This is a genomic window from Micromonospora sp. WMMD710, assembly GCF_029626045.1.
In the GTDB taxonomy this organism is placed as follows: domain Bacteria; phylum Actinomycetota; class Actinomycetes; order Mycobacteriales; family Micromonosporaceae; genus Micromonospora.
Map to the genome: position 1 here is coordinate 622072 of NZ_JARUBD010000001.1, position 16433 is coordinate 638504.

The 16433-nt window shown below is 72.6% G+C and carries 16 protein-coding genes; 10 read left to right on the top strand and 6 right to left on the bottom strand.

What is annotated here, in order from left to right; translation table 11 throughout:
• Window positions 1-3: 3 nt before the first annotated feature.
• From O7620_RS03005 to O7620_RS03015, 3 genes are all read left to right on the top strand, one after another.
• Window positions 4-1032 (top strand): 6-phosphofructokinase, encoded by a 1029-nt coding sequence (locus O7620_RS03005; RefSeq protein WP_091408060.1) that lies wholly within the window; start codon window positions 4-6, stop codon window positions 1030-1032.
• A 71-nt stretch (window positions 1033-1103) separates the two neighbouring features.
• Complete coding sequence (gene proC, locus O7620_RS03010; RefSeq protein ID WP_151491563.1) at window positions 1104-1922, top strand: pyrroline-5-carboxylate reductase; 819 nt, start codon at window positions 1104-1106, stop codon at window positions 1920-1922.
• 47 nt (window positions 1923-1969) lie between these two features.
• Window positions 1970-2320: a DUF2203 domain-containing protein gene (locus O7620_RS03015; protein ID WP_151491564.1), complete on the top strand. Its 351-nt coding sequence runs from the start codon at window positions 1970-1972 to the stop codon at window positions 2318-2320.
• A gap of 9 nt (window positions 2321-2329) precedes the next feature.
• Here the strand turns inward: O7620_RS03015 and O7620_RS03020 are convergent, their stop codons facing one another.
• Window positions 2330-2992, bottom strand: a complete 663-nt coding sequence (locus O7620_RS03020; protein WP_278121790.1) for a class F sortase — start codon at window positions 2990-2992, stop codon at window positions 2330-2332.
• A complete protein-coding gene (locus tag O7620_RS03025; protein ID WP_278121791.1) occupies window positions 2989-3846 on the bottom strand; it encodes a DUF4397 domain-containing protein in 858 nt (285 codons plus the stop codon). The genes O7620_RS03020 and O7620_RS03025 overlap by 4 nt, the downstream gene beginning before the upstream one ends.
• Window positions 3847-4028: 182 nt before the next feature.
• Between O7620_RS03025 and O7620_RS03030 the strand changes: the two genes are divergently transcribed.
• Window positions 4029-5630: a glycosyltransferase 87 family protein gene (locus tag O7620_RS03030; RefSeq protein WP_278121792.1), complete on the top strand. Its 1602-nt coding sequence runs from the start codon at window positions 4029-4031 to the stop codon at window positions 5628-5630.
• 27 nt (window positions 5631-5657) lie between these two features.
• On the opposite strand, the gene O7620_RS03035 is transcribed toward O7620_RS03030, so the two are convergent.
• Window positions 5658-6332, bottom strand: coding sequence for an NADPH-dependent F420 reductase (locus O7620_RS03035; RefSeq protein ID WP_151491566.1), 675 nt, complete (start codon window positions 6330-6332; stop codon window positions 5658-5660).
• A gap of 98 nt (window positions 6333-6430) precedes the next feature.
• Here O7620_RS03035 and O7620_RS03040 point away from each other — a divergent pair, with 98 nt between their 5' ends.
• Window positions 6431-7288: a GNAT family N-acetyltransferase gene (locus tag O7620_RS03040; RefSeq protein WP_278121793.1), complete on the top strand. Its 858-nt coding sequence runs from the start codon at window positions 6431-6433 to the stop codon at window positions 7286-7288.
• Between the two features lie 61 nt (window positions 7289-7349).
• Here the strand turns inward: O7620_RS03040 and O7620_RS03045 are convergent, their stop codons facing one another.
• Window positions 7350-7838, bottom strand: a complete 489-nt coding sequence (locus O7620_RS03045) for a glutathione peroxidase (protein ID WP_151491568.1) — start codon at window positions 7836-7838, stop codon at window positions 7350-7352.
• Window positions 7839-8005: 167 nt separating this feature from the next.
• Here O7620_RS03045 and O7620_RS03050 point away from each other — a divergent pair, with 167 nt between their 5' ends.
• The 4 genes from O7620_RS03050 to O7620_RS03065 all read left to right on the top strand — a co-directional run bounded on the left by O7620_RS03050 (window position 8006) and on the right by O7620_RS03065 (window position 12880).
• Window positions 8006-9631, top strand: coding sequence for a glycosyl hydrolase family 18 protein (locus O7620_RS03050; RefSeq protein ID WP_278121794.1), 1626 nt, complete (start codon window positions 8006-8008; stop codon window positions 9629-9631).
• A gap of 181 nt (window positions 9632-9812) precedes the next feature.
• Complete coding sequence (locus tag O7620_RS03055) at window positions 9813-10319, top strand: hypothetical protein (protein WP_278121795.1); 507 nt, start codon at window positions 9813-9815, stop codon at window positions 10317-10319.
• 87 nt (window positions 10320-10406) lie between these two features.
• Window positions 10407-11813 carry a 3-deoxy-7-phosphoheptulonate synthase class II gene (locus O7620_RS03060; protein ID WP_151492904.1) on the top strand — a complete coding sequence of 469 codons (1407 nt, stop codon included), beginning with the start codon at window positions 10407-10409 and terminating at the stop codon, window positions 11811-11813.
• Window positions 11814-11851: 38 nt separating this feature from the next.
• On the top strand, window positions 11852-12880 hold the full coding sequence (locus O7620_RS03065; protein WP_151492905.1) for a GntG family PLP-dependent aldolase: 1029 nt from the start codon (window positions 11852-11854) through the stop codon (window positions 12878-12880).
• 64 nt (window positions 12881-12944) lie between these two features.
• On the opposite strand, the gene O7620_RS03070 is transcribed toward O7620_RS03065, so the two are convergent.
• Both O7620_RS03070 and pknB read right to left on the bottom strand, forming a co-directional pair.
• Window positions 12945-13826 carry a deoxyribonuclease IV gene (locus tag O7620_RS03070; protein WP_278121796.1) on the bottom strand — a complete coding sequence of 294 codons (882 nt, stop codon included), beginning with the start codon at window positions 13824-13826 and terminating at the stop codon, window positions 12945-12947.
• Window positions 13826-15811: a Stk1 family PASTA domain-containing Ser/Thr kinase gene (pknB, locus tag O7620_RS03075; RefSeq protein ID WP_151492907.1), complete on the bottom strand. Its 1986-nt coding sequence runs from the start codon at window positions 15809-15811 to the stop codon at window positions 13826-13828. Before pknB ends, O7620_RS03070 begins: the two co-directional genes overlap by 1 nt.
• Before the next feature lie 188 nt (window positions 15812-15999).
• Here pknB and O7620_RS03080 point away from each other — a divergent pair, with 188 nt between their 5' ends.
• Window positions 16000-16389 (top strand): Rv2175c family DNA-binding protein, encoded by a 390-nt coding sequence (locus O7620_RS03080; protein WP_151492908.1) that lies wholly within the window; start codon window positions 16000-16002, stop codon window positions 16387-16389.
• Window positions 16390-16433: the final 44 nt, after the last annotated feature.

Consider the following 16433-nt stretch of genomic DNA (forward strand, 5'->3'; position numbering starts at 1 on the left):
ATCATGCGTATCGGCGTGCTCACCGGCGGCGGCGACTGCCCGGGTCTCAATGCGGTCATCCGGGCGGTGGTCCGCAAGGGCGTCGCCACTTACGGTCACGAGTTCGTGGGCTTCCGGGACGGCTGGAAGGGCCCGCTGGAGGGTCTGTCCCGTCCCCTGGACATCGCCGACGTCCGCGGCATCCTGCCCCGCGGCGGCACCATCCTCGGCTCGTCCCGGACCAACCCGTTCAAGATCGAGAACGGCGTCGAGCGGATCAAGGACAACCTCGCCGCGCAGGGCGTGGACGCCCTGATCGCGATCGGCGGCGAGGACACCCTCGGCGTCGCCACCAAGCTCTACGAGCTGGGCGTGCACGTGGTCGGTGTGCCGAAGACGATCGACAACGACCTGGGCGCCACCGACTACACCTTCGGCTTCGACACCGCGGTCAACATCGCGATGGAGGCCATCGACCGTCTGCACACCACCGCGGAGAGCCACCACCGCACCCTGGTCGTCGAGGTGATGGGCCGGCACGCCGGCTGGATCGCCCTGCACGCCGGCCTGGCCGGTGGCGCCAACGTCATCCTGCTGCCGGAGCGGCAGTTCGACGTCGACCAGGTGGCCGGCTACGTCGAGAAGCGCTTCCAGCACCAGTACGCCCCGATCGTGGTCGTCGCCGAGGGCGCCCAGCCGCTGGACGGCCAGATGGTCCTCGCCAACCAGGAGCTGGACTCGTTCGGCCACGTCCGCCTCGGCGGCATCGGCCAGTGGCTGGCCGAGCAGCTGGAGGCCAAGACCGGCAAGGAGGCCCGCACCGTGGTGCTGGGCCACATCCAGCGCGGTGGCACCCCGACCGCCTTCGACCGGGTGCTCGCCACCCGCCTGGGCCTGCAGGCCATCGACGCGGTCAACGACGGCGACTGGGGCAAGATGGTCGCGATGCAGAGCACCGACATCGTCCGGGTGCCCCTCGCCGAGGCCACCCGCGAGCTGAAGACCGTGCCGCTGGAGCGGTACGCCGAGGCCGAAGTCTTCTTCGGCAGCTGATCGACGGTCGACGTCGCGGCGGGCCGGCGGGTCCGCCGCGCCGCGACCCAATCCGAGGGGGTACGGCCCAGATGTCAGCCGGGGTGCACACGGTCGCGGTGATCGGCGCGGGCAAGATCGGTGAGCTGATGCTCTCCGGCCTGCTGCGCTCGGGATGGCCGGTGGACCGGCTGCTGGCCACCGCCCGCCGACCGGCGCGCGCCGAGGAGCTGACCGCCCGCTACGGCGTACGGGTGGTCGACAACCTGACCGCCGTGGACGAGGCCGCGGTGCTGGCGGTCTCGGTCAAACCGCAGGACGCCGCCGCGCTGCTCGACGAGATCGGCCCCAAGGTGCCGGCCGACAAGCTCGTCATCTCGCTCTGCGCCGGCCTGCCCACCAGCTTCTTCAACCGCCGGCTGCCCGACGGCACCCCGGTCGTCCGGGTCATGACCAACACCCCGGCGCTGGTCGACGAGGCGATGACCGCGATCTCCGCCGGCGCGTACGCCACCGGGGAGCACCTGGCCCTCGCCGAGGAGATGTTCAAGCCCCTCGGGCAGACGATCCGGGTGCCCGAGTCGCAGCAGGACGCGGTGACGGCGCTCTCCGGCTCCGGCCCGGCGTACTTCTACCTGCTGGTCGAGGCCATGATCGACGCGGGGATCCTGCTCGGGCTGCCCCGCCAGGTGGCGCACGAGCTGATCGTGCAGACCGCCATCGGCTCGGCCGTGATGCTGCGCGACTCCGGCGAGCACCCGGTCAAGCTGCGCGAGGCGGTCACCTCGCCGGCCGGCACCACCATCTCCGCGATCCGGGAGCTGGAGAAGCACGGCGTCCGGGCCGCGCTGCTCGCCGCGCTGGAGGCCGCCCGGGACCGCGCCCGCGAGCTGGCCGCCCAGGCCGACTGACCGATTTCGGGCGCATCGCGTCCCCGCGCGTGCCGCATACTGGCCCGGTGTTCACACTCGCCCAGGCCCGGCACCTGGTGGCCACCCTGCAACCGCGCGTCGCCGAGCTGGTCCGGGTCCGCGCCGACCTGGCCGAACTGCGGGTCGACCTGGCCGACCACGGCGTCAGCGCCCTCGGCGGCCTGGCCGAGGTGAAGGGGCTGGAGGCCCGCCTGCACGCCGTCGTCGACGAGTTGCACCAGCACGACATCCAGGTCAAGGGCATCGCCCCGGTGCTGCTCGACTTCCCCGGTGAGCGGGCCGGCCGACCTGTGCTGTGGTGCTGGCTGGAGGGCGACTCCGACGTGCGCTGGTACCACCGGGCCGAGTGCGGTTTCGCCGGCCGCCGCCCGATCTGACCCGCCCGGTTACCCCTCGGCGACCGCGAACACCACCACGTTGTCGACGTAGTGACCGCTGCGCCGGTCGAAGTCGCCCCCGCAGGTGACCAGGCGCAGCTCCGCGCCGGGCGTCGGCCCGTAGACCTCGGCCGTCGGGAAGCGGTCCTTGCGGGTCCGCAGCGACCCCGTCACCCGGAACGCCAACCGCTGCCCGCCGCGCCACACCTCCACCCGGTCACCGGGGCGCAGGTCACCGAGCCGGGCGAACACCGCCGGGCCGCGTCGCGAGTCCAGATGCCCGGCGAGCACGGCCGGGCCGGTGTCCCCGGGGGCCGGGCCGCCGCCGTACCAACCGGCCGTGCCGAAATCAGCCGGCGGGACCAGTGCGCCCGCCCGGTCCAGGCCCAGCACGGTGAGCGCCGAGTCGACGCCGATGCGCGGCACGCGTACCCGCGTGGGTGGACCCTGCGGCACGGGTGGACCCTGCGGCACGGGCGCGGCGGCCACCGACGGACAGCCGTCGGCGCAGCCGGGGTGCCAGCTCGCCGCCGGCGGCGGCCGGTCGGTGCCGGCCAGCCCGACGCCGGTGCCGGCGGCCAGGCAGACCGCCGCGCCGGCCGCGACCAGCGCGGCCAGCGGCACCCGGCGGTCACGGTGCCGCCGGATCGACAGGCCCGGCTCGGCGCTCACCAGGTGGTGCGCCGGCGCCGACGCAAGAGCAGCAGAGCCACCGCCACGGCCGCCGCGGCGAGGCCGCCGGCCACCAGGGGGTACGCGTCGATCCCGTTGCCCGCGGTGCCACCGGCGCCGGTGTGCACCCCGCCGGCCGGGACGACGGTGCCACCCTCGGCGTCGCGACGCAGCTCGGCGGTGAGCCCGCCCTGCTTCGCGTCCAGCACCAGCAGCGAGTAGACCGCGCCGCCGGTGAGCCGCACCTCGGCGTCGGTGCTCGGCCCGCCGGCACCCGTCAGCTTCAGCCGCCAACTGCCCGGCTCGACCTGCTGGTAGTCGGTCGTGGTGGCGAACTGTACCCCGCTGGCGATCGTCGGTCCGTTCGCGGCGGCTACGTCGAGCATCGGGGTCCGCACCGAAGCCTGCACGACACGCACCTTGGCGCGGCCGTCGGTGGGGGCGCTCAGGTCGTCGTTGAGCACCCGCAGGCCGAGGTCGGCGTGCCGGCCGACACCGGCCACCGTGTAGGCGTCGCCGCTGGTCACCGCCACCTCGGTGGTGAGCACCGGGGGATCGGTGGCGGGGGCGCCGGCCTCGCGCATCGCCACCGCGTACCGGCCGGGAGGCAACGACAGGTAGTCGGAGACCACGCCGTACCCGACCCCGGGGAACACCTGCGGCTTCGGGGCTCCCGGCGCGGCCAGGTAGACGTCCACCGCCGGGGTGTCGGGGGAGAGGTGGGCGAGCCGGACGTATCCGACGGTGTCCGCGCCGGCCGGTGCGGGCGCGGCGGTGGCGGCGAGGGCGGTGCTGAGCAGGAGCGCGCCGGCGCCGGCCAGCAGCCGGCGGGGCACGGTACGAAGCGTGTGCATGTCGCCTCCGGAGGCACGTTCGGTGAGCGGGCGGCAACTCAGGGATCAGAGTCCCGTGAACAGGACCCCAGCGCAAGTTGCCCGCCCGAAGTTTTTCTCGCGCCGCTGCCGGTAGGCCGTCGGCGTGCCCGAAGATGCGTTCGAGGGTCCACCGGGCGCGCAGGCTCGCCTATTCTCGGGCGATGCGGGATCGCCGGGTTGCCCTGGCGTGGACGGCCTTCGTCGTCGTCGCGCTGGTGTCCTGTGTGCTCGTGCTGCGCCGGCCGGATCGCCTCTCCGACCTGCACATCTACTACGGCGCGCTGTCTGATCTGCACGCCGGCCGGCCGTTGTACGGGTACGTGGCGGAGAACGGCGGCCCGTTCACCTATCCGCCGTTCGCCGCCCTCGTGCTGGGCCCGATCACCGCCGTCAGTGAGGGCGTGGTCCAGGGAATCTGGCTGGTGGCAACCTGTGCGGCGGTTGTCGCCGTCGCCGGGTCCGTCAGCGTGGCGCTGACCGTCCAACGCTCCCGGCGGCCCCTCGTCGTGGCGGTGGCGGCCACCGTGCTGATGCTTTCCGCGCCGGTGCAGAGCAACCTGCGCTTCGGCCAGGTCAGCATCTTCATCGTGCTGATGGCCCTGCTCGACGGGATGGGCGTCGTTCCACCCCGGCTGCGCGGGACGCTGGTCGGGGTGGCGGCGGCGATCAAGCTGACCCCGCTGCTGTTCGTCGTCTACTTCCTCGCCGTCGGGCGCTACCGCGACGCCGGCCGGGCCGCCGCGACGTTCGTGGCCTGCGCCGGACTCGCCGCGATCGTGCTGCCGGGCGAGAGCTGGGCGTACTGGACCGAGACCGTCCGGCAGACCTCCCGGATCGGCAACCTGGCCTCGCTGGGCAACCAGTCCGTGCACGGGATGCTGCTGCGTGTCGGCGTCGACGAGTCGACGCTGCCCCTGCTCTGGGCCGCTCTGGTGGCCCTGATCTGCGCGGCGGCGCTGCTGCGGGCCCGGCAGTTGACGCGGCAGGGCCGCCCCGGGCACGCCGCCGTGCTGGTCGGCTGCGCCACCGTGGCCGCGTCCCCGGTGTCCTGGACCCACCACCAGGTGTGGCCGGTGCTCGCCGCGATGCTGCTGATCGGCGCGTCCGGCGTCGCCCAGCGGGCCGCCGGCGCGGCGCTGCTCGCCGCCATGGTCGTCTCGTTGGGTGCGGTCCTCGGCCCGATCTCGACACGGCCGGGCGTGCAGTTCCTGTTCGAGAACGCCCGCGCCGTCGGCGTGTGCCTGCTGTGCCTGGTCGGTTTCGGCGGTGTCGCCGTCGCCGCCCGGCGCACGAGCAGGCGACCGGCCACCGGGCGTGCCTGGCTGCGGGTGGGCGTCACGGCCACCGTGGCGGTCGCGTTCTTCGCCGTGCAGCCGCTGCCCGCCGGTGCCGACCCCACGTTCAAGGCGTACACCCTCGATGACGTGGTCAACCCGCGCTACTTCTTCGTCTGCCGGGGCGCGGCCGAGTGCGCCGCCTACGGCACCGACGCGCCGGTCACCTTCGGCACCCGCGCCGAGAAGACCAAGGTGCGGGTCAACGGCGTGGTCTCCCCGCAGGTGACCCGCCTGGAGTACTACTCGGCCCCCGGCGGGGCGCCCCGCGCCATTCCGCTGCTCGCCGCCTATCCGGGCACGCGGACGTTCTCGTTCCGCTCGGCGACGATGGCCGAGGGGCGGCTCGTGGCGTACGCCTCGGACGGCCAGCCGATCGCCAGCTACGACGACGAACTCGCCGCCGCCCTCCGTACGGCCACCCGGTAGGCGGTCGCCGGAGGGCGGCGGCGGTGCTCAGCGGGTCGCGGCGGCCACGGCGGCGCGCAGCTTCTCGGCGTCGCCCGGTGCCGGGTGCTCCCAGTCGGTCGGCGAGGCCGAGTAGAGCGTGCCGTACGCCGGGGTGTCCGGCTGGTAGCGCCACCCCTCGGCGAGCGGGCCGACGTCGACCGCGTCGTACCCGATGCGGTCCAGGAAGGCCGTCACCTCGGCCTTCGCGGCGTCGTCATCGCCGGCGATCGCCAGGGCGCTGCGGTCGGTGGCACCGGACGGCCGGGCCAGCGCGGCCAGGCCCTTGAAGTAGATGTTGTTGAAGACCTTGACCACCCGCGAGTCCGGCAGGTGCCGCTGGAGCAGCTCGCTGCTGGTGGTCTCGCCGGAGTCCAGTTCCGGGAAGACCCCGTCGCGCTGCGGGTAGTAGTTGTTGGTGTCGATGACGACCTTGCCGGCCAGTGGCTCCACGGGCACCGCGCGGTACGCCTTCAGCGGCACGCTGACCACCACCAGGTCGCCCACCCGCGCCGCGTCCTGCGCGGTGCCGGCGCTGGCGTGCTCGCCCAGGGATGCGACCAGGTCGGTGAGCGTTTCCGGGCCCCGCGAGTTGCTCAACACCACGTCGTAGCCGGCGTCCACGGCCAGCCGGGCCACGGTGCCGCCGATGTTGCCGCTGCCGATCAGTCCCACAGTTGTCATGTTCGGTCCCAACTCCGTCCACCCGCGACGCATTCCCGACCGACGCGGTGGGTTATTCCGGTTGCCGTGGTGCCGGCCGGCTGCGCAGACTGCCCGGCATGCGCTGTCTCGTCGAGGATCTCGCGACCTTCGCCGCCACGGCGGGCACCTGGCTGCGCAGCGAGCCCGTCCTGCACAACGTACTGTTCACGCTCGTCGCCGACCGCCTCTGCGGGGACGTGCCACTCTCCGGTGACGAGTGGTTCGTGCGGGTGGTCGACGACGGCGCGACGGTGGGCGCGGCGGTGTGCACGCCGCCGCGCGGGCCGCTGCTCGGCGCGGTGCCGGTCGCGGCCGCGCGAACGCTCGCCGGGTACGTCGTCCGGGCGGCGCCGCCGTTGGCCGAGGTGCACGGCCCGGTCCCGGCCGTGGCGGAGTTCGCGCGGCGGTACGCCGAACGCGCCGGTCTGACCGCCGTACCCGGCACCGCGCAGCGGATCTTCCAGCTGAACGCGGTCCGGCCGCCGGTCGGCGTACCCGGTCATGCACGGGCGGCTGCCGCCACGGACCGCGACCTACTGGTGGCCTGGGCGGCCGAATTCGCCGCGGAGACCACGCCGGGCGAACCCCAGGTGGACCTGTCCGGTCAGGTCGACGCCCGGCTGCCGTACGGGGACCGGATCTGGCTCTGGGAGGACGCCGGCGCTCCGGTCTCGATGGCCTGGCTGAGTCGGCCGGTGGCGGGCGTGGCCCGGGTCAGCGGCGTGTACACGCCGCCGCGGCAGCGCGGACGCGGTTTCGCCAGCGGCTGCGTGGCACACGCGAGCCGGCACGCCCTGCATGCCGGTGCGACGACCTGCGCCCTCTATACCGACCTGGCCAACCCCACCAGTAACCACATCTACCAGTCCCTGGGCTACCGCCCGGTCGCGCAGGTGGCCCAGTGGCGCTTCCCCTCCCGCCCTCCGACGCGGTGATCAAGAGGTTTGCGTCAGAAACGGGCCCCGGGTTGACGCGAACCTCTTGATCACCGGCACGTCAGGCGGGCAGGACCTTGTCGATGGCTGCCTGGAGGTCGGTGGAATCGGGCTCGACCGTGGGAGCGAAGCGGGCGGCTACCGCGCCGTCCGGGGCCACCAGGAACTTCTCGAAGTTCCACCGGACGTCCCCGGTGTGCCCGTCGGCGTCCGGGGTGTCCACCAGCGCGGCGTAGAGCGGGTGCCGGTGCGGGCCGTTGACGTCGACCTTCTCGGTCAGCGGGAAGGTCACGCCGTAGTTGACCTGGCAGAAGTCGCTGATCTCGGCGGCGCTGCCCGGCTCCTGCCCGGCGAACTGGTTGCACGGCACGCCGAGCACCACCAGGCCCCGGTCGGCGTAGGAGTCGGCGAGTGCCTGGAGGCCGGCGTATTGGGGGGTGAGGCCGCAGCGGGAGGCCACGTTGACGACCAGGAGCGCCTTGCCGCGGTAGCGGGCCAGGTCCGCCGGGCCGCCGTTGAGGGCGTCGATCGGGATGTCGAAGACGGTCATGGGCCGAGGCTACGCGCCGGGCGACGGGCCGCCGGGGAGGGGCGTGGCAGGTGCACTCCGCGCACCAGGAGAAATCGAAACATGCACATCTTGACGAACTGATGACGCCGTGAGTACCGTCTCACCATCTCTTTTGGAAAGTTTCCTAACAGTTCGGGAGACGCCTCATGAAAAGATCGCTCCGCCGGGCCCTCTGGGCCGGTGCCGTGGTCGCCGTGACCGTCGCAGCGGTGCCGATGACCACCGCATTCGGCGCCGGCACGGTCACCACCACGTTCACCAAGGCGCAGGACTGGGGGACCGGTCACGAGACGAGGGTGACCGTCACCAACGGCTCCAGCGCCACGGTCGCCACCTGGCGCATCGAGTTCGACCTGCCGTCGGGCACCACCATCAGCAGCGCCTGGGACGCCGACGTCACCAGCAGCGGCAACCACTACGTCGCGGTCAAGAAGAGCTGGGCCGGCGGCCTCGCCCCCGGTGCCTCGTTCAGCTGGGGATACAACGGCACCGGCGCCTACAAGGCGCCGCTGAACTGCACCATCAACGGTGCCGCGTGCGGCGGCGGGACCACCCCGCCGACCACGACGCCACCGACCACCACCCCACCCACCACGACGCCGCCCACCACGACGCCGCCCACCACGCCACCCCCGACCACCAACCCGCCGAACCCGGGCGGCAAGAAGGTCGTCGGCTACTTCGCCGAGTGGGGCGTCTACGGGCGCAACTACCACGTCAAGAACATCCAGACCAGCGGCTCGGCCGCCAAGCTGACCCACATCCTGTACGCCTTCGGCAACACCACCGGTGGCCGCTGCGTCATCGGTGACAGCTACGCCGACTACGAGAAGGCGTACACCGCGGCGGACAGCGTGGACGGCGTCGCCGACACCTGGGACCAGCCGCTGCGCGGCAGCTTCAACCAACTGCGCAAGCTCAAGCAGCTGAACCCGCACCTCAAGGTGATCTGGTCGTTCGGCGGCTGGACCTGGTCCGGCGGCTTCACCCAGGCCGCGCAGAACCCGGCCGCGTTCGCCGAGAGCTGCTACAACCTCGTCGAGGACCCGCGCTGGGCCGACGTCTTCGACGGCATCGACGTCGACTGGGAGTATCCCAACGCCTGCGGCCTGACCTGTGACAGCAGCGGCCCGAACGCGTTCAAGAACGTGATCAGCGCACTGCGGTCGAGGTTCGGCTCCAGCGCCCTGGTCACCGCCGCCATCACCGCGGACGGCAGCAACGGCGGCAAGATCGACGCCACCGACTACGCCGGCGCCATCGGCAACCTCAACTGGCTGATGCCGATGACGTACGACTACTTCGGCGCGTTCGCCGCCCAGGGGCCGACGGCACCGCACTCGCCGCTCGCCTCGTACACCGGCATCCCGCAGCAGGGCTTCAACTCCGACGCGGCGATCCAGAAGCTCAAGAGCAAGGGCATCCCCGCCAGCAAGCTGCTGCTCGGCATCGGCTTCTACGGCCGGGGCTGGACCGGTGTCACCCAGGCCGCACCGGGCGGCAGCGCCACCGGCGCGGCGCCGGGCACCTACGAGGCGGGCATCGAGGACTACAAGGTCCTCAAGAACACCTGCCCGGCCACCGGCACGGTCGCCGGCACCGCGTACGCCAAGTGCGGCAGCAACTGGTGGAGCTACGACACCCCGTCCACCATCAACGGCAAGATGACGTACGCGAACAACCAGGGCCTCGGTGGCGCGTTCTTCTGGGAGCTCTCCGGTGACACCAACAACGGTGAGCTCATCGGCGCCATCAAGGGCGGTCTCGGCTGAGCCGAGGGCCGACGCACCACCCACACGGCGGGGAGGGGCCCGCACCGTCCCTCCCCGCCCGTGCCACACCGGCCCGGTCGACGCCCAGCGTCGGCCGGGCCGACGGCGCTGGGTCGGGCCTGCCTGATGTGGCAGACTCGCGGCTCGGTACGTTTCGATGGCACGGTCGACGGAGGTGGTCATGCGCCCGACCCACCGCAGGTTGGCGGCGACCGCCGCGGCGCTTGTGCTGCTGCCGGTCGCCCTGGTCGGCTGCGGCATCGGCGGCGGTGACGAGGAACCGGCGGCCAAGCCCGAGCAGGCCCCCGCCGAGGAGGCCGCCACCCGGTCCCGTGAGCGCGTGCAGGCGTACCTCGACGCGATGACCGCCAAGGACGTCGCCGCCGGCCGCAGCCAGCTCTGCGCGGTGCTGCAGGACGGGTTCGACCTGAGCGCCACCGGTCCCAACGGCGACTTCGCCGATCACTTCGAGGTGCCCGCGGCGACCATCACCGACGTTCAGGCGGGCCCGCGCGGGCAGCAGGTCAGCGTCTCGGTCTCGGTCACCGCCGGCAAGCGTAAGGTCACCCGCCCGCTGGTCTTCACCGTCATCCGGGACGGAAGCGACTGGTGCATCGCCGGTGAGGCGCCGGGTGGCGCGCCCGCCGCGCCGGCGCCGACCGGTGTCTCTCCCTCTCCCGCGTCCTGACCGGCGACCGGCGGATTGATCTCCCACCTGCCGGAACCGTCCCCCTCGCCGCCCATGCCCCCCGACCGTCGCCGTACGCTTTCTGTCATGCGCCATGAGTGGCATCAGCTGAGCCATCCCGGTGTGGGCAGCCCGGGCCTGCAGACCAGCCGTCCGACCGTCGACTCCGCCGAGGACGCCGCCCTCGGCCTGGATCGATGGCGGGAGCTGCCCCGCGAGCAGGTCCCGCCGTGGTCGGACCAGGCCGCCGTCGCCGAGGTCTGCAAGGTGCTGGACACCGTGCCGTCGGTCGTCGCGCCCTACGAGGTGGACCAGCTGCGGCAGAAACTGGCCCTGGTCTGCGAGGGCAAGGCGTTCCTGCTGCAGGGCGGTGACTGCGCCGAGACGTTCGCCGACAACACCGAGAGTCACCTGCTGGCCAATGCCCGCACCCTGCTGCAGATGGCGATCGTCCTCACCTACGGCGCGTCGCTGCCGGTGGTCAAGGTCGCCCGGGTCGCCGGGCAGTACACCAAGCCCCGCTCGCTGCCCACCGACGCGCGGGGCCTGCCCGCCTACCGCGGCGACATGATCAACTCGCTGGAGGCCGACCCGACCGCCCGGGTCGCCGACCCGCAGCGCATGATCCGGGCGTACGCCAACTCGGCGGCGGCGATGAACATGCTCCGGGCGTACCTCGCCGGTGGGCTCGCCGACCTGCACGCGGTGCATGACTGGAACAAGGGGTTCGTGAAGAACTCCCCGGCGGGGGAGCGCTACGAGGCCATCGCCCGGGAGATCGACCGCGCGCTGGCGTTCATCCGGGCCTGCGGGATGACCGACGACGAGGCCCTGCGGACCGTCACCCTCTACTGCTCCCACGAAGCCCTCGCCCTGGAGTACGACCGGGCGCTCACCCGCGTCTCCGACCGCCGGGCGTACGGGCTCTCCGGACACTTCCTGTGGATCGGCGAGCGCACCCGGCAGATCACCGGCGCGCACATCGACTTCATCTCCCGCATCGCCAACCCGATCGGCGTCAAGCTCGGCCCGACCACGTCCCCGGACGAGGCCATCGAGCTGTGCGAGAAGCTCAACCCGGACAACATCCCCGGCCGGCTCACGCTGATCAGCCGGATGGGCAACCATCGGGTACGCGACGCCCTGCCGCCGATCGTGGCCAAGGTCACCGCCGCCGGCGCCAAGGTGGTCTGGCAGTGCGACCCGATGCACGGCAACACCCACGAGTCGTCCAACGGCTACAAGACCCGGCACTTCGACCGGATCGTCGACGAGGTGCTCGGCTACTTCGAGGTGCACCGGGGCCTGGACACCCACCCCGGTGGGATCCACGTCGAGTTGACCGGCGAGGATGTCACCGAGTGCCTCGGCGGCGCCCAGGGCATCGAGGATCTCGACCTGCCCGACCGGTACGAGACCGCCTGCGACCCCCGACTCAACACCCAGCAGTCGCTGGAGCTGGCCTTCCTCGTGGCCGAGATGCTCCGTGGCTGAGCCTGCGAGCCCCGCGCCCGGCAGCCGAAAGGATGACAGTGGCTGATCTTGTGGACCTGCGGTCCGACACCGTGACCCGACCCACCGCCGGGATGCGGGAGGCGATGGCCACCGCCGACGTCGGCGACGACGTCTACGGCGAGGACCCGACCGTCAACGCGTTGGAGGCCGAGGTCGCCGCGCTGTTCGGGCACGAGGCGGCGTTGTTCGCGCCGAGCGGGTCGATGGCCAACCAGATCGCCCTGCAACTGCTGGTGTCGCCCGGCGACGAGCTGCTCTGCGATGCCGACGCGCACGTGGTCACGTACGAGATCGGCGCCGCCTCGGCGTACGGCGGAATCTCCTCGCGGACCTGGCCGGCGGTCGGCGCGGACATCGACCCGGAGGTGGTCGCCCGGATGATCCGTCCGGACGGCTACTTCGCCGTCCCCACCCGCGCGATCGCCGTCGAGCAGACCCACAACCGTGGCGGCGGTGGGGTGATCCCGCTGGCCACGCTGCGCGATCTGCGGGGCGTCGCCGACGAGGCGGGGGTCGCGCTGCACTGCGACGGCGCCCGGATCTGGCACGCGCACGTCGCCGACGGGGTGCCCCTGATCGAGTACGGCCAGCTCTTCGACACGCTGTCGGTCTGCCTCTCCAAGGGGCTCGGCGCGCCGGTCGGTTCGCTGGTGGTGGGCAGCACGGACAAGATCGCCCGGGCTCGGATGATCCGCAAGCGGATGGGTGGCGGCATGCGCCAGGCCGGCATCCTGGCCGCCGCCGGCCGGTACGCGCTCGCGCACCACGTCGACCGGTTGGCCGACGACCACGCCAGGGCCGCCCGGCTCGCCGAGGTGGTGGCGCCGTTCGGGGTGCTCGCCACCACGGTCCGTACCAATCTCGTCGCGCTGGACCTGACGAAGCACGCACTGGATGCGCGTGCCCTGGCCGCCGCCGCCCGGGCCGAGGGCGTCCTCATCTCGGTGCTCGGCCCCCGCACCGCCCGCCTGGTCACCCACCTGGGCGTCACCGACGCCGACATCGACCGCGCGGCGGAAGCCCTGCCGCGCATCCTGTCCGCCTGACCCAGCTCCTGGTGATCAAGAGGTTTGCGTCAGATTCCGGCCCCGGATGACGCAAACCTCTTGATCAACCCTGCGGTGGCGGGCGGAGGCGGGTGAGGGTTTCGATGTCGGCGGCGTGGCCCTCGTGCTTCTCGCCGCTCGGGGTTTCCACCACGATCGGGACGCCGTCGGTGGCCGGGTGGGCCATCAGCTCGGCAAAGGCGGGCTCGCCGATGGTGCCCTTGCCGATGGTCTCGTGCCGGTCCCGGGTGGAGCCGCACAGATCCTTGGAGTCGTTGGCGTGCACCAGCCGCAGCCGGTCCGCACCCACCGTGGCCACCAGCGTGTCCAGCGTCGCCGTCATGCCACCCTCGGCGGCCAGGTCGTGCCCGGCGGCCCAGGCGTGGCAGGTGTCGAAGCAGACCCCGAGCATGGGGTGCCGGTCCACCGCGTCCAGGTAGGGTCCGAGCTGCTCCACCCGGGAGGTCAGCGACCGCCCGCCGCCCGCGCTCGGCTCCACCAGCAGCATCGGGCCGCCGGCCTCGGCGGCCCAGTCGAGCAGCGGCAGCAACTCCCGGCGGACCTGGCGCATCGCCTCCTCGGCGTGCCCCTCATCCACCGAACTGCCGGCGTGGAAGACCACCGCCCGAGCGCCGATCGCCACACCGCGGCGCAGCGCGTGCGCCAGGGTCTGCGCCGACTTCTCGACCGTGGCCGGGGTGGGTGAGCCCAGGTTGACCAGCAGCGAGGCGTGGATGAACGTCGGGATGCCCCGCTCGGCGAAACCATCGCGGAACAGCACGTCCTGCGCCGGATCACCGGCGGGCAGCGCCCAGCCGCGCGAGTTGGAGACGTAGACCTGCACCACCTGGGCGCCGGTCGCGTCGGCGTACGGAAGGGCGGCCCGGGCCAGCCCACCGGAGGTCGGCGTGTGCGCGCCCACCGGGCGCGAGGAGACCGTCGCCATCAGAAGCACGTGATGACGACCGGGGTGCCCGGCGGCACCTGCGAATTCTCACCCGGGGCCTGGATCCGGACCACGGCGTTCGGGTTGACCGCGATCGTCACCGGATAGCCCTGGCTCTCCAGCACCTGCTTGGCCTGCAGACACGGCAGGTCGATCACCCGGGGCACGATCGCCAGCGGTGGGCCCTTGCTGACGTCCAGCTTGACCTCGGTGCCCTTCTCCACGCCGGCGCCGTCGGCCGGGCTCTGACCCAGGATCTCGTCCTTGGGTTTGTCCGAGTCCTTGTACGTCTCCACCGGCTTCAGGTTGAGCTGGGCGAGGAGGGTGCGGGCCTCGGTCAGGCTCTTGCCGACCAGGTTCGGCACCGACACCGGCGCCCTGCCCCGGCTCAGGATGAGCGTGATCTTCGCGCCCGGTTTGACCTCGGTGCCCACCTTGGGGGAGCTGTCCAGGACGACTCCGGCCGGCAGGGTGTCGTCGTAGCGGGAGGCGCCCTTGGCCACCACCAACTTCACGTTGACGAGGTCGGCCTCGGCCAGCTCGTACTCCTTGCCGATGACGTCCGGCACCGGGAAGCGCTCCGGGCCCAGCGAGAGGGTCAGGGTGATCGTGCCACCCTTGACGATCTTGGCGGACGACGCGGGGCTCTGCCCCAGCACGCTGTCCTTCGGGACCTTCTCGTCGAAGCGCGGCTCGCCGTACGCCAGGGTGAGCCCGGCGCGGTCGGCCTGCGCCTGCGCGTCGGCCTTGCTCAGGCTGACCAACTGCGGCGCGGACGTGTACCGGCCGACGCCGAACCACCAGCCGCCCAGCGCGGCCACCAGACCCAGCGTCACCACCACGGCCGCGACCGCCAGGCGGCCCCGCGGGTTGCCCATCACAGTGGCGCGCAGCTCGGCCAGCCGGGACCAGACACCCTCCTCCGGCTCCGGTGCGGCCCGCCGCCGCCCCGGCCCCGCGGCGCCGCCCTCCGGCAGCCGAGCCCAGGACGGACGTTCGGCCGGGCGGACCGTGGCGACCATCATGGTCGGCTGGGAGACCGGCGGCTCGTCGGTCACCCGGCGCAGCACGGCGGTACGGCTGTTGGCGTCACCCAGGTTGTCCCGGGCGACCTGCACGTCGGCCAGCAGCGCGCCGGCGTCGGCGGGCCGGGCGCCCGGGTCACGCCGGGTGGCCCGCCGCACCAGGTCGTCGAGGACCGACGGCAGGCCCGGCACCAGTGTCGAGGGCGCCGGCACGTCACGGTCGACGTGCTGCCAGGCGACGTCCACCGGGCGGTCACCGTCGTAGGGCACCCGACCGGTGAGCATCTCGAACAGCACGATGCCGGCCGAGTAGACGTCGGTGCGCGGGTCGGCCCGACCCTCGGTGACCAGCTCCGGGGCGACGTACGCCACGGTGGCCATCAGCTGGTTGCCCTGCTCCTCGTCGGCGCTCGCCTCGACCGCCCGGGCCAACCCGAAGTCGGCCACCTTGACGACGCTGTCGACCAGGTTGGCGACGCCGCCGGTGGGCGCCTCGGCGACCAGCACGTTCTCCGGCTTGACGTCGCGGTGCACCAGGCCGGCCCGGTGCGCGGCGGCGATCGCGGCGAGCATCTGCTCGGCGATGGCCAACGCCTCGTCCGGGTTGAGCCGGCGCCGCTCGGCCAGCACGTCACGAAGCGTGCGGCCGCGGACGTACTCCATCACCAGGTACGGCAGGCCGGCGTGAGTGCCCTGGTCGTAGACCGCCACCACGTTCGGGTGGGTCAACCGGGCGATGGTCTTCGCCTCGTCGGTGAACCGGGCCACGAAGTTGGCGATCCGGGCCCGCGCCTCGGGCGCCTGGGTCGGGTGAATGATCTTGACTGCGACGGTGCGCTCAAGGCGTTCGTCGGTGGCGGTGTACACGGTCGCCATGCCGCCACGGGCCACGCGACCGCGAATGCGGTAGCGCCCGTCGATCAGCGAGCCCAGCAACGTGTCGGCGACCTGTGTGTCCATCGGCAGGGAGTCTATGTGTCCAGGGGGTGAAGGTTGAACAGGATGCTACAGCCGGAGGCCGACCTGGTCCGTCCCGCCGCGTACGCCACCCCCTCATCGGCTGGTCAGGGGCCGTTTGGAAGAGACGGTGAAACGGTCGTCCGGGGTGCCGGTGGCTCGACGCGACGGCGGCGTGGCAGGGTGTTCGGGTGACCGAACCCGTACCCGAGGGGGCCGTGCCCGGCCCCGAGCTCGCCGGACCCGCCGACCCGGCCGGCTGGCTCACCCTGCCCGACGTCGCCGAGCGCCTCGACGTGTCGATCAGCAAGGTGCACCAGATGATCCGCGACCGGGAGCTGCTGGCGGTCCGCCGCGACGGCGTCCGCCGTATTCCGGCGGACCTGGTGGCCAACGAGACCGTACTCAAGCACCTGCCCGGCGTGCTCAACCTGCTCTCCGACAACGGCTACGACGACGAGGCGGCGTTGCGCTGGCTCTACGAGCCCGACAACACGCTCCCCGGCAACACGGCCGCCGCCGCCCTGTCGGGCGACCAGGCCCGAGAGGTCAAGCGTCGAGCCCAAGCCCAGGCCTTCTAACTCGAAAATCGACCGTGACTTGACGTGCGGCAGCATCCCGCGTC

Excerpts from the sequence above, each read along its gene's own strand:
- O7620_RS03055 (WP_278121795.1), top strand. The coding sequence starts at position 9,813 with ATGCGCCCGACCCACCGCAGGTTGGCGGCGACCGCCGCGGCGCTTGTG.
- O7620_RS03045 (WP_151491568.1), bottom strand. The coding sequence starts at position 7,838 with ATGACCGTCTTCGACATCCCGATCGACGCCCTCAACGGCGGCCCGGCG.
- O7620_RS03025 (WP_278121791.1), bottom strand. The coding sequence starts at position 3,846 with ATGCACACGCTTCGTACCGTGCCCCGCCGGCTGCTGGCCGGCGCCGGC.
- O7620_RS03035 (WP_151491566.1), bottom strand. The coding sequence starts at position 6,332 with ATGACAACTGTGGGACTGATCGGCAGCGGCAACATCGGCGGCACCGTG.
- O7620_RS03005 (WP_091408060.1), top strand. The coding sequence starts at position 4 with ATGCGTATCGGCGTGCTCACCGGCGGCGGCGACTGCCCGGGTCTCAAT.
- proC (WP_151491563.1), top strand. The coding sequence starts at position 1,104 with ATGTCAGCCGGGGTGCACACGGTCGCGGTGATCGGCGCGGGCAAGATC.
- pknB (WP_151492907.1), bottom strand. The coding sequence starts at position 15,811 with ATGGACACACAGGTCGCCGACACGTTGCTGGGCTCGCTGATCGACGGG.
- O7620_RS03070 (WP_278121796.1), bottom strand. The coding sequence starts at position 13,826 with ATGGCGACGGTCTCCTCGCGCCCGGTGGGCGCGCACACGCCGACCTCC.
- O7620_RS03060 (WP_151492904.1), top strand. The coding sequence starts at position 10,407 with ATGCGCCATGAGTGGCATCAGCTGAGCCATCCCGGTGTGGGCAGCCCG.
- O7620_RS03040 (WP_278121793.1), top strand. The coding sequence starts at position 6,431 with ATGCGCTGTCTCGTCGAGGATCTCGCGACCTTCGCCGCCACGGCGGGC.
- O7620_RS03030 (WP_278121792.1), top strand. The coding sequence starts at position 4,029 with ATGCGGGATCGCCGGGTTGCCCTGGCGTGGACGGCCTTCGTCGTCGTC.
- O7620_RS03050 (WP_278121794.1), top strand. The coding sequence starts at position 8,006 with ATGAAAAGATCGCTCCGCCGGGCCCTCTGGGCCGGTGCCGTGGTCGCC.